The organism is Siphonobacter curvatus (assembly GCF_002943425.1).
Taxonomy (GTDB): domain Bacteria; phylum Bacteroidota; class Bacteroidia; order Cytophagales; family Spirosomataceae; genus Siphonobacter; species Siphonobacter curvatus.
The window spans coordinates 1,671,754-1,687,852 of sequence record NZ_PTRA01000001.1 but is presented as its reverse complement, the minus strand read 5'-3'; the positions used below and the strand labels follow the sequence as shown (position 1 = coordinate 1,687,852).

At 47.1% G+C, this 16,099-nt stretch carries 16 protein-coding genes and 1 riboswitch; of the genes, 10 read left to right on the top strand and 6 right to left on the bottom strand.

Translation table 11 applies throughout. The annotated features are described in order from the left end of the window. Positions 1 to 269: 269 nt before the first annotated feature. Entirely contained in the window at positions 270 to 3,248 is a 2,979-nt protein-coding gene (locus tag C5O19_RS06885; protein WP_165795950.1) for a DUF5689 domain-containing protein, read from the bottom strand. 449 nt (positions 3,249 to 3,697) lie between these two features. On the opposite strand from C5O19_RS06885, the gene atpA reads away from it, so the two are divergent. The 5 genes from atpA (at position 3,698) to C5O19_RS06855 (ending at position 9,411) form a co-directional block, all read left to right on the top strand. Continuing rightward, positions 3,698 to 5,287: a F0F1 ATP synthase subunit alpha gene (gene atpA / locus C5O19_RS06880; protein ID WP_104710805.1), complete on the top strand. Its 1,590-nt coding sequence runs from the start codon at positions 3,698 to 3,700 to the stop codon at positions 5,285 to 5,287. A gap of 79 nt (positions 5,288 to 5,366) precedes the next feature. Continuing rightward, positions 5,367 to 6,248 carry an ATP synthase F1 subunit gamma gene (gene atpG, locus C5O19_RS06875; RefSeq protein ID WP_104710803.1) on the top strand — a complete coding sequence of 294 codons (882 nt, stop codon included), beginning with the start codon at positions 5,367 to 5,369 and terminating at the stop codon, positions 6,246 to 6,248. Positions 6,249 to 6,462: 214 nt separating this feature from the next. Beyond that, positions 6,463 to 7,425: an alpha-E domain-containing protein gene (locus C5O19_RS06870; RefSeq protein ID WP_104710801.1), complete on the top strand. Its 963-nt coding sequence runs from the start codon at positions 6,463 to 6,465 to the stop codon at positions 7,423 to 7,425. Positions 7,426 to 7,569: 144 nt separating this feature from the next. Then, complete coding sequence (locus C5O19_RS06865) at positions 7,570 to 8,316, top strand: peptidase (RefSeq protein WP_104710799.1); 747 nt, start codon at positions 7,570 to 7,572, stop codon at positions 8,314 to 8,316. Between the two features lie 243 nt (positions 8,317 to 8,559). Beyond that, positions 8,560 to 9,411: a transglutaminase family protein gene (locus tag C5O19_RS06855; RefSeq protein ID WP_104710795.1), complete on the top strand. Its 852-nt coding sequence runs from the start codon at positions 8,560 to 8,562 to the stop codon at positions 9,409 to 9,411. A 4-nt stretch (positions 9,412 to 9,415) separates the two neighbouring features. Here the strand turns inward: C5O19_RS06855 and C5O19_RS06850 are convergent, their stop codons facing one another. The 4 genes from C5O19_RS06850 to C5O19_RS06835 all read right to left on the bottom strand — a co-directional run bounded on the left by C5O19_RS06850 (position 9,416) and on the right by C5O19_RS06835 (position 12,725). Then, on the bottom strand, positions 9,416 to 9,667 hold the full coding sequence (locus C5O19_RS06850; protein ID WP_104710793.1) for a NifU family protein: 252 nt from the start codon (positions 9,665 to 9,667) through the stop codon (positions 9,416 to 9,418). 96 nt (positions 9,668 to 9,763) lie between these two features. Beyond that, the gene (locus tag C5O19_RS06845) at positions 9,764 to 10,873 is read right to left on the bottom strand and encodes an Mrp/NBP35 family ATP-binding protein (RefSeq protein WP_104710791.1); all 1,110 of its coding nucleotides are present in this window, start codon (positions 10,871 to 10,873) and stop codon (positions 9,764 to 9,766) included. Positions 10,874 to 10,998: 125 nt separating this feature from the next. Then, entirely contained in the window at positions 10,999 to 11,991 is a 993-nt protein-coding gene (locus tag C5O19_RS06840; protein ID WP_104710789.1) for a GSCFA domain-containing protein, read from the bottom strand. A 56-nt stretch (positions 11,992 to 12,047) separates the two neighbouring features. Continuing rightward, the gene (locus C5O19_RS06835) at positions 12,048 to 12,725 is read right to left on the bottom strand and encodes a YggS family pyridoxal phosphate-dependent enzyme (RefSeq protein ID WP_104710787.1); all 678 of its coding nucleotides are present in this window, start codon (positions 12,723 to 12,725) and stop codon (positions 12,048 to 12,050) included. Between the two features lie 148 nt (positions 12,726 to 12,873). Here C5O19_RS06835 and C5O19_RS06830 point away from each other — a divergent pair, with 148 nt between their 5' ends. From C5O19_RS06830 to rplI, 4 genes are all read left to right on the top strand, one after another. Then, positions 12,874 to 13,848: a hypothetical protein gene (locus tag C5O19_RS06830; protein WP_094810759.1), complete on the top strand. Its 975-nt coding sequence runs from the start codon at positions 12,874 to 12,876 to the stop codon at positions 13,846 to 13,848. Between the two features lie 171 nt (positions 13,849 to 14,019). After that, complete coding sequence (gene rpsF / locus C5O19_RS06825) at positions 14,020 to 14,382, top strand: 30S ribosomal protein S6 (RefSeq protein ID WP_094810761.1); 363 nt, start codon at positions 14,020 to 14,022, stop codon at positions 14,380 to 14,382. A gap of 83 nt (positions 14,383 to 14,465) precedes the next feature. Further along, positions 14,466 to 14,717, top strand: a complete 252-nt coding sequence (gene rpsR / locus C5O19_RS06820) for a 30S ribosomal protein S18 (RefSeq protein WP_094810763.1) — start codon at positions 14,466 to 14,468, stop codon at positions 14,715 to 14,717. A gap of 87 nt (positions 14,718 to 14,804) precedes the next feature. Next, a complete protein-coding gene (gene rplI / locus C5O19_RS06815) occupies positions 14,805 to 15,248 on the top strand; it encodes a 50S ribosomal protein L9 (RefSeq protein ID WP_094810765.1) in 444 nt (147 codons plus the stop codon). A 91-nt stretch (positions 15,249 to 15,339) separates the two neighbouring features. Here the strand turns inward: rplI and C5O19_RS25945 are convergent, their stop codons facing one another. Then, the gene (locus C5O19_RS25945; protein WP_165795949.1) at positions 15,340 to 15,498 is read right to left on the bottom strand and encodes a hypothetical protein; all 159 of its coding nucleotides are present in this window, start codon (positions 15,496 to 15,498) and stop codon (positions 15,340 to 15,342) included. Positions 15,499 to 15,700: 202 nt separating this feature from the next. Beyond that, positions 15,701 to 15,795, top strand: a riboswitch (TPP riboswitch). An 88-nt stretch (positions 15,796 to 15,883) separates the two neighbouring features. Here C5O19_RS25945 and thiS point away from each other — a divergent pair. Continuing rightward, positions 15,884 to 16,099: a sulfur carrier protein ThiS gene (gene thiS, locus C5O19_RS06810; protein WP_243406338.1), complete on the top strand. Its 216-nt coding sequence runs from the start codon at positions 15,884 to 15,886 to the stop codon at positions 16,097 to 16,099.

The following is a 16,099-nucleotide window of genomic DNA, read 5'->3' as shown; positions in this document are numbered from 1 at the left end:
TCCCGATAATCGCAGTAAAAAGGTTAATTTACTAGTATATATATTCAAACATAAAGATGGAGTTAATACACAAGGATACGAGGATTTTTAGTATAAAACCTAATCCCTTCTTAAATTTTTTAAAAAATAAGCTGGATCAAAGCAGAAATAGCTTTGATCCAGCTCGTTACAACTACAAATCTGATGTTCAGCCTACTATGTATTCATTGATCAACCAACTCTTCAGTAATGGGTTACTTATAGCCTCAACAAAGAATGAGTAGTTACTCTTATTGCTTAATAATCATTTTACGGAGCGTCGATTGACCTTTGGTTTGAATTTCCAGCAGGTACGTTCCTGTAGGTAAATCGCCTAACTCCACTTCGCTAACCACGCTCTTTTTCAGTAACTGGCCCATCAAGCTACGCACCTGAATGCTTTGTACCTGTTTGCCATCTACCTTCAACAAACCTGTGGTTGGGTTGGGTCCTACCTTGATTATACCGAACATTTCAATGGCAATGGATCGGGAAAAGCTGTATTTTCCATCGGCATCCATTTGCTTCAGTCGGTAGTAGTTCAGGCCTTCAGCGGGCGTAAGGTCCGTAAACGAATAATTCGTTTGTTGCGTCACATTCCCTTGACCTTTTACCGTACCAATCGATTCAAAATCCTGAGCATTGGTACTACGCTGGATTTCAAAATACGCATTGTTTTTCTCGCTAGCCGTCGACCAAGTCAGTTCTACCTGAGCCAGTTCTGTCATTTTCCCTTTGAAATCCAGCCAAGTAACGGGCGTAGGTGCTTCTTCCACAATAGAAAGCTGAGTAAACGTCGGGTAGTGATCCGATGTGTTGTTCCGGTATCCGCTAATGCTCGGACGTAATGAATACACCCCTGCAACTGACACCGAGGTAGCCATCGCACGGCCACTGCTTACCGGCAGTATAATCTCATTCGATACAAAAACGTGATCGATGAAATCAGGATAGCTTGCCGTACTTGAACAACCCGAATTACTGAAGATCTGAGTAACGCTGCTCCAGTTGGCGTTCGGACGCGTATCGCTGATGTTCGTGGTGTTCGGATTGGCGTACAAAAACGCCTTCACACTACTGATTTGGCTGGTACCGGTGATGGACTGATCGACATCGTCATTGAAATCGCCCGCCATGATAATCCGTTCGTTGGCGAACTGGCTTTGCAGCGTATCGTACAATACCTTGTAATCGTACACCCGACGGTTGTACGAAGGTACATCGGAGCCTGATTTAGCGTGTAGACTAATGAAATGCATCCGCGTAGCTTCCGTCGCTCCGTTCAGTTTTACATCAGCCGTTAACAGGAAAGGCAATCGACCGGAGGCCCAGAATTGGGAATCATTGCCCGTGGGATATCCGCTTACCGGAGCCTGCGTCAGCATCGGGCGGGAAGAAATCTTCGTAATTTGATCGGTACGGTAGATGATACACACCCGCTGGCCTGCCGGGTCGGGATTGGCTATCTCCGAGTACGAGTAACGCGACGAACATTCCCCCGCGTACTGACGCGAAGGGTACGTCTGGTTCAGTCCCTGAATGATAGAGCCAAAGGACGTTGCGGGATCGGCCGGGTTACTGGCGTTGTAGCTACAAACTTCCTGTAACATAAACACGTCCGAACCAATGCCATTCAGTACCGTCTTCACATTCGCCAACTGTAAGGCTTCATTGGTCGGTCCGTAGCCGGTATTGCCTAACCACTCCACGTTCCAGTTAGTCACTTCCAGCTTCGCTTCATCAGTGGGTGCCGAAGCGGTACCACAACTGCCGCCCTGCAAGGGCTCCGAACCGGGTACATCATCCGTAAAACGGGGCAAAATCTGGCAACCATTGTTAAAAATCGTTACTACTCCCGTGGGTTTAAATGCACCCGTAGGCCGGGTAGCTCCCGACAGATTAGTGGCAGAAAGCACCCGCATGATCAGACCGTTGCTGAGCGTGTAGTTCGTATTGGCTCCGGCGAAAGTCGTACCGGCCGGACTGGTGATGGTTACCTCTTCGTTGATGGTTACTAACTCTCCCTGATGATTGCAAAGGTCACCGCTGGCAATTACTAGTGGTGTTACGGGGCTATTAGCCGCCGTTGTCTTTTGAAAACAAGTCAGCGTTGTTAATTCTTTTTCCGTGTTGTACAACGTTAGCGTACCCGTTACTTGTACCTCGTCACCGATCTGAAGTTCCTCGGGCTGAATACCCGCCTGATCGTAAATCAGAATACCGCCCGTAGCGTCCTGAATGTAGATGTTCGTTCCGGAATAAATGCCGGAGATACGTCCGCTTACCGTAAAAGCATTGCCTACGGTTCCGGCTCGTACCGAAGAAATAGGTGCTGAAGGAGCCAGGCAGGGCTCGTTACCCGTCGGAATCTGGGATACGTAGCCACTCAACGCTACTGCCGCCGAAGCCGTACCCCCCAAAAGGGTCAGATCACTGGTCCCCGACGCAGGGTAAACCCCTACAGGAAGTCCTAATTTGAGACGAACGTAAATCGGTCTACTAACCAAGGCACTGCCCGTGTAAGGAATCGAAAGGGTACTGCTAAAGGTCGTACTATCTAGAGAAATCTCGAAGTTTTCCGGAGCTATCAGGGAAATATTACCCGCCGCCGGACTCAGGTTCCGTCCATCTAAATCAAACGATTTCGAAAGAGAGGTGGTACTTCCTTCCTGGTACGTAAGCGAACCAATCGAGCTTACCGAAGTTTGGAAAGTAGGAGCCGTACTATTTCCCGTAAATAAGAAATCATCAATGCGGTGGTTGCCCGTAGTGGAGGTACCGCTTTTTTTGATGATACGAATTTTGAAGTTCGCATTATTATCAAACGCCGTTTCAGTAGCGGGCGTTGTGAACGAGATGAGGGTACAGGATTCGGTGAGTTTATAAGCCCCCAATTCCACAAAATTCGTACCGGAGCTGACTTGTACGGCTAAGGAGTCTCCCGTTCCCGACGCCGAAGTGCGGGTTCTGAAGCTAATGGTGAACGGACCCGTGTAACCTGCCGTACTCGCGGCTATTTCAATGTAGTCCCCTACTGCCCAACCTTGGGCAGAGTAGCCAGCCCCGGAACAGCCATTGGTGCCAGGCGTACCCAGATTCACGGGCGTCCAGGTACCTGGTGCGGGAAGCGTAGTGCTAAAGTCGTAGGACAAAATTGCCGTTTGGGCGTAGGTTTGCCCGAAACAACAAAAGAGCCATACTGCTAAAGAGAAGCGTAGAAGTTTGTTCATGAATGATATGATTAATGAGTAAGCTAACAAAACTACCATTATTCAAGACCTACACTCCACCTAGATGAGTTAAGAAACTATTAAATGCGTTGGATTATTCAATAACATCAATTTATTCTTTTAAAAAGATAAAATTTTCAATTCTCCGGCGTTCCCTAAACATTATATAAACAGCAACACAACAGTCCTAAAGCTTATACGCTGAGGACTATACGCCATTAAATTATATTTTTTTTAGAAAAAATAGAACCGACTTAGCCGGAGTTCAAATCTTTCGTTTTCTAAGAAAAGTATAAAATAATCACCACAAAAAGTTTCGATTACCTACGGAAAATCAAATTTCGTCGCTAATTTTGCGGGAAAATTTTCAGAGTATGTTCGCTTTCCCACTCTGAATTTTTACGCATTAGTATTACTCTGAATTCAATATAACTTTCCAAGACTGCTGTATGGCATCAGTTAGACCCGATGAGGTATCGGCAATACTACGGGAGCAACTTTCCGGAGCAAAGTCAGCCGCCGAGCTCGAAGAAGTGGGTACGGTTCTCCAGATCGGTGACGGTGTGGCCCGTATTTATGGACTATCCAACGTTCAAGCCGGTGAGCTGCTCGCCTTTGAAAATGGCGTAAAAGCCCTGGCCCTAAACCTCGAAGAAGATAATGTCGGGGCCGTATTATTAGGTGAATTTTCCGATATTAAGGAAGGTGACACCGTAAAACGGACGCGTCAAATTGCCTCCATCCGCGTAGGTGAAGGCATGCTTGGCCGGGTAGTCAATACCCTGGGCGAGCCCATCGATGGCAATGGCCCGATTAGTGGAACTCTGTACGATATGCCCATCGAGCGTAAAGCTCCGGGGGTAATCTATCGTCAGCCCGTAACCGAGCCTCTGCAATCCGGTATCAAAGCAATCGACGCCATGATTCCCGTAGGCCGTGGCCAGCGGGAGTTGATTATTGGTGACCGTCAGACGGGTAAAACCACTGTAGCGATCGATACCATCATCAACCAGAAAGAATTTTACGACGCTGGCCAGCCTGTGTATTGTATCTACGTAGCCTGCGGTCAGAAAGCTTCTACGATTAAGCAAGTAGAACAAGCCCTGCGTAAAGCCGGAGCTATGGACTACACCGTGATCGTTGCAGCAGCGGCTTCAGATTCTGCTCCAATGCAATTCTACGCTCCGTTTACGGGAGCAGCGATCGGCGAATACTTCCGTGACACGGGACGCCCCGCTCTGGTGGTTTACGATGACTTGTCGAAACAAGCCGTAGCGTACCGTACGGTGTCTCTGCTGCTCCGTCGTCCGCCCGGACGCGAAGCGTATCCTGGTGACGTATTCTACCTGCACAGCCGGTTATTGGAGCGTGCGGCCAAGGTTATCGCCAATGATGAGATTGCGGCTACAATGAACGACCTTCCCGATAGCCTCAAGCCGATCGTGAAAGGTGGTGGTTCATTAACGGCTCTCCCCATCATCGAAACCCAGGCTGGTGACGTTTCGGCGTATATCCCAACGAACGTAATTTCGATTACGGACGGTCAGATCTTCCTCGAATCCAACTTGTTCAACGCTGGTATCCGTCCTGCTATTAACGTAGGTATCTCGGTAAGCCGCGTAGGTGGTAACGCCCAGATCAAGTCGATGAAGAAAGTAGCTGGTACGCTGAAACTCGATCAGGCTCAGTTCCGCGAGCTGGAAGCGTTTGCCAAATTCGGTTCGGATCTGGACGCTGCTACGAAACTGACCATCGAACGGGGTCGTCGTAACCTGGAAATTCTGATTCAAAAACAAGGAGCTCCCCAACGCGTAGAAGAGCAGGTGGCCATGATCCACGTTTCTACCAAGGGCTTGATCGATACGGTTCCGGTAAATCAGGTTCGCCAGTTCGAAGCTGACTTTATCAACCTACTCCGTGCTCAGCACGCGGACGTATTAAAACAACTGAAAGCAGGGAAGTACGACGATACGATTACCTCTACGCTTGAGAAAGTAGCGAAAGAAGTAGCCATCAAGTACAACCTGGCTGTCGCCTGATCTGATGTTCGGTAGCCCGCTGCTGCCTTAAGCAGCGGGCCTTTTTCGCTCATGATCGAACGTCTCATCATCCAACACCATGGCTAACTTAAAAGAAGTTCGTAACCGGATTGCCTCCGTGAACTCTACCCAGCAAATCACCAAAGCCATGAAAATGGTGGCGGCGGCTAAATTGCGGAGAGCTCAGGATAACATCCTTCAAATGCGGCCTTACGCTCAGAAACTGGGCGAAATGCTTCAGACCGTATCGGCAGGAGCAGAAGCGGCCCAGGAAAATCCTTTTAAACAGGAACGCCCCATTGAGAAAGTTCTTATGGTGGTGATTACCTCCGATCGTGGTCTTTGTGGGGCATTCAATGCCAACGTAAGCAAAGCTGCAACGGCTGTTATCAATGAAAAGTACGCCGCTCAGAAACGGGCCGGCAACGTTCATATTCTTTCCATCGGCAAAAAAGGCGGCGAATTTTTTACCCGCCGTGGCTATAAAGTCAACGCTCTGTATGAAGATACCTTTACTCGCTTGAGCTTCGGTGTCGTTCGTCAGGCGGCCGACGAAATCATGAACGCTTTTCTAAACAATCAGTACGACATCGTAGAGATTGTTTACAACGAATTCAAAAACGTAGCTACGCAAATTGTTCGCGTGGAGCAGTTCCTGCCCATCGTTGAAAGCACGACCCAGGATACGGCAACACCCGGCGACTATATTTTTGAACCTTCGGAAGAAGAAATCATTAAGGAACTGATTCCTAAATCGTTGAAAATTCAGTTATACCGGGCCGTACTGGAGTCTAATGCTTCTGAACACGGTGCCCGTATGACGGCGATGGACAAAGCAACCGACAACGCGGGTGAACTACTGAAGAACCTGCGGATTGAGTATAACCGTTCACGTCAGGCGGCGATTACGACGGAGATCCTTGAAATTGTAGCGGGTGCGGAAGCCCTGGCTGGCAATTAATACCCATTGATTTTCCCCCTTTGCACCCTCATTCTCTCGGGAATGGGGGTTTTTTATTGGGGTATCCATCTAACTTGTCCATAAATCAAAATTTCGTTTTGATAAACTACGAAGTTATTCCAAACGAAATTTTGTGTATTAAATACTTTACTCCATATTGAAGCATCATTTTTTATTTTTAGCAAATAATATTCCCATTTAAGCTGTATTAAGTATGCTGAGTCGCGTTGCAAATTCAATCTACTGGATGAATCGTTATGTAGAGCGAGCCGAAAATTATTCGCGGTTTGTGGATGTGAACTTTAATTTGATGCTGGATTTGCCACCGGATGTGGAAGAACAATGGGAACCTCTGATCATTGCGACGGCCGATAATAAACTCTTCTACGAGCACTTTCAGGAACCAAGTCGAGAGAATATTATCTTCTTCATGACTTTTGACTCCCGTAACCCCAACTCTATCCTCAGTACCTTGCAGTACGCCCGCGAAAATGCCCGTACCATTCGGGAAACTATCTCGCGGGAAATGTGGGAACAACTCAATGCCTTGTACTGGAAAGTAAAAGAAGCGGCCACCCAATCCAAGCACTGGGAGATGCGGCATTTCCAGGATTTTTACGAAGAAATTAAACTCGGCTGTCAGACTTTCTACGGTATCATTGAATCCACCATTAGCCGGAATGAAGGCTGGCACTTCGCTCGATTGGGCCGGATGCTGGAACGAGCGGATAAAACCACGCGTTTCCTGGACGTAAAGTATTTCACCCTCCTACCCGACGTCGGTGCCGTTGGTTCGCCCCTGGATCTACTGCTGTGGTCATCGGTACTGAAATCCGTATCGGCTTACAATATGTATCGCCAGCGGTTCCGGAATATGTCTCCCGCCCATATCGTTGAGTTTCTGATTCTGGAAAAGAATTTCCCCCGTTCGGTCATGCATTCTTTGAAGCGAGCTGAACTCTCGCTGTACGAAATTTCCGGCGGTTTTATCGGTAATAGTTACACCAACAAGGCCGAACGCGTGCTGAGTAAACTTCGCAGTGAAATTGAGTTCATGACGATTGAAGACATTTTCAGTACGGGCTTACACGAATTTCTGGACAATTTTCAGTCCAAAAACAATGCCGCAGGAGCGGCCATTTTTGAGACGTATTTCGATCTGAAACCCGTCGTTTAAAGGTAATAATGACCTTGAGCAATCCCGCATCTTTTAAATAATTAGGAAAGGATCGTCGCTGCCAGTCACTAGCATATAGCTATTTTTTTACATTTGTAGGGGAAGCTATTCGATTCATCCTTCCGCAATCCAATTCTATTACACATGACGTATTGCCTTGGCATCAAAACAAAGACCGGCTTAATCGCTCTGGCAGACACCCGCCTTACTTCGGGTTCGGAAGTGACGACGAACAAGAAAATTTCCATTCATCAAGTAGAGCATCATTCCCTGTTTATCATGACTTCCGGGTTACGGTCGGTACGGGACAAAGCCATTACCTATTTCCGGGAAGTGATTGCCGAACGCGATGCTAACTTTAACAAACTATACAAGGCCGTAAATGCCTTTGGTGAGCAGGTACGGCGGGTTGCTCAGGAGGATAAAAATGCTCTGGCCGAAGCTGGCCTTTCCTTCAACCTGTACGCAATTGTGGGCGGACAGTTACAAGATGACGACGAACACAAGCTGTACATGCTGTATCCGGAAGGAAACTGGATTGAGGTGGGTCCGAGTACGCCTTTTTTCATTATTGGGAATACGGGTTACGGTACCCCCATTCTGCGTCGGGGTTTACGCTACGATACACCCCTGAAGGATGCCCTGAAAATTGGCTTTCTTTCCTTTGACTCTACCCGAGTAAGTGCCAACGACGTTGACTTTCCGATTGACATTGCCGTGTACGAACGCGATAGTTTTCATATTACGGAACATCGCTTTGAAAAAGAAGACGTCGAGCAGATTGCTCACCAGTGGGGAGCCCTGCTGGTTTCGTCGGTACAACGACTTCCTAGCGACTGGATGAAGCCCGTTTTTGAGCCCCACGAACAACAAATACTGAATGATCAATAAGCAAGAAAGCCCGCTACTGGTAGCGGGCTTTCTTGCTTATTGGGGTTGCGAGTAAAGCCTTGAAAACGTGTACCTGTTTAGATTTTCTCCCTTCATGATACGGTATAAATTTTGGAAATTTTACCCTTTTTCCATACATTGCATAAACAACATGGGCCAAATACCCCATTTTTGTTCGTCGCTCTCCCCCGCGTAAGATTGGTTTTTTCTCCATTGGCTCTGCCTTAAAACCATTTGAAATCAATGCAATATCGCGTCCGTCATCAGCTTACCTATAACTACTCGAATGCTGTTACACTGAGTCCGCATCGCCTGTATCTCCAGGCTCGGTCTACTTCTTATCAGCAGATAAAAGGCTTTAAATTACAGGTTAGTCCAGAGCCGGATAAAATGATTGGCATTACTGACAGCGAAGGAAACACGCAACATCTCTTGTTTTTCAGTACGCCAACTACGCAGTTGCAAATTCTGGCTGAAAGTGAAATTGAGTCTACCCTATCCAATCCTTTTGATTTCATTCTCTATCCGTTTGAACATCAAAAACTGCCCATCAAGTACGGGGAAGAAGAACGTCGACTATTGACCTTGTACTTAGAAAAGGGAGGCGTTACGCCGGCCGTTGAACAATTTACGAGGCTCATTGCTACCGAATCCCGCTGGGATACGTTGCAGTTTCTCATTCGGCTGAATGAGTGCATTCACGAAGAATTTTCGTACGAAATTCGGGAAGAAGGCTTCCCGCAAACGCCGGATTACACCTTACAAAACCGACGGGGCTCCTGCCGGGACTACGCTACCTTGTACGTAATTTGCTGCCAGTGTTTGGGCCTAGCAGCTCGCTTTGTGAGTGGTTACTATTTCGGCAACGCCGATGAAACGCAGTACTTGCACGCCTGGGCGGAAGTGTACTTACCCGGAGCGGGTTGGCGAGGCTTCGATCCTACCCAGAATTGTCTGGCCGCCGACTCTCATTTGGTACTGGCCGTTTCGGCCTTCCCGGAAATGATAAGTCCGGTACACGGAACGTATACCGGACCTGCCGAATCTGCGTTGGAGACTTCAGTCGAAGTCATTCCTTCAGCAATCTTATACTAAGCGATTATAAGTTAATCGCTACAATGCTACTTACTTCAGGAACCTGCCGACGGATGGCGTCTTCGATGCCTCCACGGAAGGTCATGGCTGACATCGTGCAGGAACCACAGGCTCCCATCAATTCTAACCGTACTACGTTATCGTCCGTAATTTCAATGATACGAACATTGCCTCCATCCGCTTCAAGGTAGGGACGAATGCTATTCAAAGCCTGTTCGACTTTTCCCATTAAGGGATGTGCGAGATTCGTTTCCATTCGTGTATACTAATGCTTTTAATCTGCCTGTATGAATAAATCCCGACAGGAACAGTATGTTCGAATAATTGTATAAATACTCCTGCTCTTTTGCTCTTAAACGGTCATTTCAACCCGTTTGGTTTTTTCAAGCGTGGCATTCCGGATGGCAACCTGCTGAGCCAGTGCTTCGGCAGTTTTCTGGAAGGCCAAAGCCGTCAGTGAATCGGTGTAGGTAGCGGCGGGGCGTCCTTCATCTCCGGCTTCGCGAATGCCCTGTACTAATGGAATTTCTCCCAGGAAAGGCAATTCGTAATGTTCTGCCAGCCATTTGCCACCTCCTTTACCAAACAGATAGTACCGATTTTCGGGTAGCTCGGCGGGCGTAAAATAGGCCATATTCTCGACGATTCCCAATACCGGTACATTAATTTGCGGTTGCATAAACATTTGCAATCCTTTTTTGGCATCGGCCAGGGCTACCTTCTGCGGCGTGGTTACGATTACCGCCCCTGTAACCGGAGCCGATTGTACCAGCGTTAGATGTACGTCGCCCGTTCCGGGAGGTAAGTCAATTAGCAAGTAATCCAGTTCACCCCAGTTCACATCCCCCATCAACTGTTTAAGTGCCTGACTCGCCATTGGGCCACGCCATACCATCGGGCTGTCCGCCGGTACTAAAAAGCCCATGGAAATCATCTTAATCCCGTACTGCAAAATGGGATTAATCATATTCTTTCCATCTATTACCGTTACAGTCGGTTGCAGATCTTCCGCACCGAACATGACCGGAATGGAAGGTCCGTAGATGTCCGCATCCAGAATCCCGACCTGAGCACCTGCATTTTTCAGGGCAATGGCCAGATTCGCTGTAACCGTTGATTTACCCACACCGCCTTTACCCGAAGCAATGGCGATGACGTTTTTAACCGATGCTAAAATGGTTTTGTTACCAAAAGCCGTAGTCGTTACATCCGCCGTCATGTTCACCACGATGCGTAATTCCGGGTCCACCAAGGTATGGATGGCATCCTCACAACGTTGACGAATGAGTTCTTTCAGGGGACAGGCTGGCGTCGTTAACACAACCGTAAACCGGACCTCACCGACGCCCAGTTCCACGTCTTTAATCATGTTCAACGTAACCAGGTCTTTCTTCAAGTCCGGTTCTTCTACGGTACTTAAGGCCCGTATAATATCTTCTTTGTTAATTCGTAATTCGCCCATAGTGATAATCAAACGGGAGTGAACGGGCTAATTCCGCGTTACCGACCGTTCCTTGCTAACCACAAAGGTAACTAGTAAGTTTCTTATCGGCCTAGCTTATCGCAATCTCTTTGTAATCGATTGGTTCAGTGGCCCAGAGCCTGCGTAATGCGTTGTATTCGTTCGCTTACTTCCGCCCGTTCCGGACTTACATTTACGGGCATCCGTTCAAGATCCGTCAGCAGCTTAGTAAGAAACTGAAGATGAACGGCTGAATTTTCCTGAAAAGGCCGATGATTCAGGGCTTTGGTAATCTTCTCCCAGTCTTTTGTAAACTGTTGGAGTGAGGCATCGAAGTACGTCTGCTGAAATTTTTCAAAGATATACACTTCGGCCATTTCACTGGGGTGAACTAGATCACTCGCATAAAATCGGTAGTCCCGTAAATCATCCAACAGTAATTCGTACGCCGGGAAATACATGACATCGGCGTAATCGCTTACCAGGTAATGACAGGCCGCCCGGAGAATGGACTTACTCACTGAATTATCCATCATCCCATCCTTGGCATGACGTACCGGACTGACGGTTAGAAGTACACGTAAACCAGGATTTACCGCCTTTAGTAAGGCATACACGGTGCCAAACTCTTTGCAAATGGTCTTGACACTCAATAAATCGCGATCAAAGATGCGGGCAGGTTGCTTATGGCAATTCGCTACATACCTGGGCGGTTCCAGCAATCGATACGCCCAGGCTGAACCCAAGGTCAGCACTAGTAAATTAGCCCGACGGAGTGCTTCGGCCAGTTGATCCAGCTCCCGTTGCATCCGTACTCCCAATTCCTGCTGACTCGCAGCGGTTATGGATGAATGCGTATCGTAATGCAGCCAGCGGCCGTCTCGTTCCAGAAATAAACGATCATCCACAGGCTCCTTGGCCAGAGCATACTGCAAAATTCGGTACAGAGCAAGCGGACTAAATAAGGTGCCGAAGGGTTGGTACATCCCTTCGATTTTATGAGCTTGTAACCGCTTTCCGAGTACTTCAGCAAAGCAGGAACCCATCGAAACGACCCGGGATTGTAAACCTAGTTTCCAGGAAGAAGGAGGAATGGAAAATTCGGTGCGAAAGTGCATGCCGGTTTAAATTTTCAGGGATTCGGCGTCCGGTTTAAACGCCGAATCCCTGGATCTTAGGCGTATTCGCGAGCTCCAAAAATAGCACTGCCTACGCGAACAAGAGTACTACCTTCCTGCAAAGCCGTCTCGTAATCGCTGCTCATGCCCATCGACAATTCTTTGAGTTCACAACGCTCAGATACGGGAACGGTAGCTTTCATGCGTTCGAAAAATTGCTTCAATCCCCGAAATTCCAGTCGAACCTGAATTAGATCATCGGTATTAGAAGCCATACCCATTAAACCCACGATGCGAATATTTTTTAATCCGGCCAGGGCTTCGGAGTGGAGGGCTGCTTCGGCTTCCTGCTGGCTGAAACCAAATTTGGTCTCTTCCTGAGCAATGTGAATTTGGAGCAGACAATCAATCACCCGCTTCGCCTTGGCTGCCTGCTTATTGATTTCAAGCAGTAGTTTAAAACTGTCTACGGAATGGATCAACGATACAAACGGAGCAATGGGTTTTACCTTGTTGGTTTGCAAATGACCAATCATGTGCCACTCAATGTCTTTCGGTAACACTTCCCACTTCGCTACCATGTCCTGTACTTTATTTTCGCCGAAGGTTTTGCATCCGGCATCATACGTTTCCTGAAGTACTTCTACGGGGTGAGTCTTAGTAACGGCAATCAAACGGGCCGGGTAGCCAGCCATGTTTTTGGTAATTTTATTCAGATTTTCAACGATGTTCATTCTTAAAACGTTTATACAAAAGTAGTGCTTATCTAGGCTATGTACTACTTTTACGAGTGATTGTCCGCCTAATTCTCCGGTAAGTGGTTGACTTCTCCACGCTTAGGCGTAGTTTTGTCTGCCCGTACCTCCATCATTATTACTCTATATGGAACCATACGATTACACCCGATCAACACCGAAAAAAGATTCTGACAAGAAAGGTTACTTCATTGCAGCTCTCGTCGTGATGGCCGGACTGGTCGCAGTATTAGGCTTTTTGTACTTTAAAGAACGTAATGAACGTGAAACATTATCTTCTCGATCAGTAGTTCAGAAACGAGAGATTTTAAAGGCGAATACTAAACTCGATTCCATTGCAACCCAGCTCGACGCCAAAATTGCCGAAATACGTATGCTTGGCGGCAATATCGACGAATTGATGCAGTTAAAAACGCAGTTGGAAATTGACAAGCAGCGACTGGTAAACGCAACGGCCGATGAAGTCAAAAAGTTTGAAGCCAAACTAGAACAGTATAAAGATTTACTGAAGCAGAAAGACCGGGATATTGTTCGTTTGAAAGAAGAAAACGGCTCGTTAACGACTCAAAATCAGGAGCTAGCCACTAGCAATGAGGGACTAAAAACGGAGCTAAATTCGGCCAGACAGGCGTACGATGATTCCGTTAATGCTCTTAAAGTCAACAACAAAGAATTAAACGATCGGATCAGCGTAGCGGCGGCTCTGAAAGCTCAGAATGTCATGGTATATGCCATTAATTCGAAAGGTAAAGAGCGGGAAAAAATCAAAGCCGACAAAATTGATCAAATTCGAATTGCTTTCGGGCTGGGCGATAATACCCTGACTGAACGTAATGGCAAGGAAATTTTCGTTCGCGTCCTTGATCCTACCGGAGCAGTTATCTCCGATATGGCCACCGGTTCGGGAACGTTTATGTACCAGAGTAAGGAAATGATCTATACTGTTAAAAAGGATATTACTTACCAGGGAAATAACCAACAGGTAGACGTGATCTATAAACGTAACATTCCCTTTAAGAAAGGAAAGCATACAATTGAGCTGTACGCCGAGGGTGTGAAAATTGGCGATGGAATCTTCGAGGTCCGTTCTGGTTTATTTTAGGTAACCCGCATTTTACTGCTCAAAGGCGTCCTGACCGTAGAGGTCAGGACGCCTTTTTTTGTCCAGTGCTGCTTTTTTCCAGGGAATGTTTTTGCAGATCACAGAATTTACGTACTTTTGCGGCTCATTTTTCGAGTATTATCCTTTTTATCACATTTTCCGTACTAACACATGTCACAAAAACAGTACGAGACAGTATTCATCCTCACTCCCGTTTTGTCTGACGTCCAGACGAAGGATGCTGTCGACAAATTCAAAAAAATTCTGACCGATAACGGTTCTGAACTGATCCACGAAGAATCTTGGGGTCTGAAAAAACTGGCCTACCCGATTCAGGGAAAAGGAACGGGCTTCTATCACCTGGTAGAATTCACAGCGAACCCGGACGTAATCGCTACGCTTGAAACGGAATACCGTCGTGATGAGCGGGTAATGCGTTTTCTGACGATTGCTCTGGACAAGCATGCCATTGCGTACAACGAACGCAAGCGTAAAGGTCTGGTGGGCAAGAAACAAGAAGCTCCCGCTGAATAATTAAACGTTAGTAGTTATTCGTTGCTGGTTGTTTGATTGAACAACTAACAACTGATAACCAACAACCAAACTATTCCACGACTATGTCATTGCAGAACGAACCTCTGGATAAAAACCAGAACCGCAAAAAATATGACCGCTTCAAGAAAGCCGGCATCAAATACATCGATTACAAAGATCCTAACTTCCTTCTCAAGTTATTGAACGAGCAAGGTAAGATCCTTCCCCGCCGTCTGACGGGTACTTCGCTCAAAAATCAACGCAAAGTGGCTCAGGCTGTGAAACGTGCTCGTCACATTGCCTTGTTACCTTACGTTGGCGATTCACTGAAGTAGGTTTCCGTTTTTGGTTGTCGTTCCTGATTTTAACGAACAACTCAAAACTGTAAACAGAAAACTTATTTAAACTCATTTACGAAAGAAATGGAAGTTATTCTCAAAACCGATATCGCGGGATTGGGTTATAAAAACGATCTGGTAACGGTTAAACCTGGCTACGGACGTAACTACCTGATTCCCCAAGGCTTCGCGGTAATGGCCAGCGAAACCAACAAAAAAGTACTGGCTGAAAACATCAAGCAAGCCGCTCACAAAGCTGAAAAGCTGAAGAAAGATGCTGAAGATTTAGCCGCAGCAATCGGCGATCTGACGCTGGAAATCCCTGCTAAAGTAGGTGAGAGCGGACGCATCTTCGGTCGTGTAACGAACACGCAAATCTCTGACACGCTGAAAACGAAAGGATTTGACGTAGATCGTAAGAAAATCACGCTGGATTCTGAAGTAAAATCACTCGGCGAATACACCGCTACGCTTGACCTCCACAAAGAAGTGAAGCACAAAGTGAAATTCGTAATCGTAGGCGAATAAGCTTCGATCCCTCCTAAAAAGCCCTGATCAGGATAATCTGATCAGGGCTTTTTGTTTTTTACCGGTTTGCCTCTGGCACCCTCCTACTTCGCTACATTCGCTGTTGCAGATTTGTAACCCGGAATCCGCCTTCTGTGCATTTGTAAGGCATGGGATTACAAATCCTTTCCAGACCCAAATCCGAAAGAGCCACTTCAATCCAGACTTGCCAACCCCGGAGAGTTTCAATGTGATTAGCTCCGTATTTCATACGTGAATCAGCCAGCCCGGTAGGCTTAGCCTACCAATTTTTGCGTCCGTAGCAAATGCTACGGACAACGCGTCCCGATAACTTTATCGGATTTACTTCACCGGAAACCGCAGCGGCGGTCGCTGAAAACGGCAAACCGAAAACTTAAAACTGATTTTCCTAGGTAAACGCCCAAGTCTTTTTACCTTTGCCTTGCTGAAAAGCCAAACTTTAGGGGTGCCCGTTGTTTCGGGCTGAGACATACCCTTTGAACCTGACCAGGTTAGGACCTGCGTAGGGAAAAGTAAGGAATCATTTCTTTCCGGGAAAACGTCCGTCACTACGGCTGTTTTCGTACTTCTTCACTCGTTACGTCTCCCCCTACTGGCTTGTGCTTTCATGCGACATGAAACGTCCCATGACCGTATTTGTCAACAACCAAGCCGTTCAGACGAAAGACGCCGTGTCTTTACGTTCGCTGCTGACGCAACTGGAGCTTGCCGAGAAAAAAGGCATCGCCGTTGCCGTCAACAACGCCATTGTTCCCCGTCTTACCTGGGACCAATTCATCGTATCCGAAAACGAGAAAATCACCATTCTTCAAGCCACTCAGGGAGGTTAA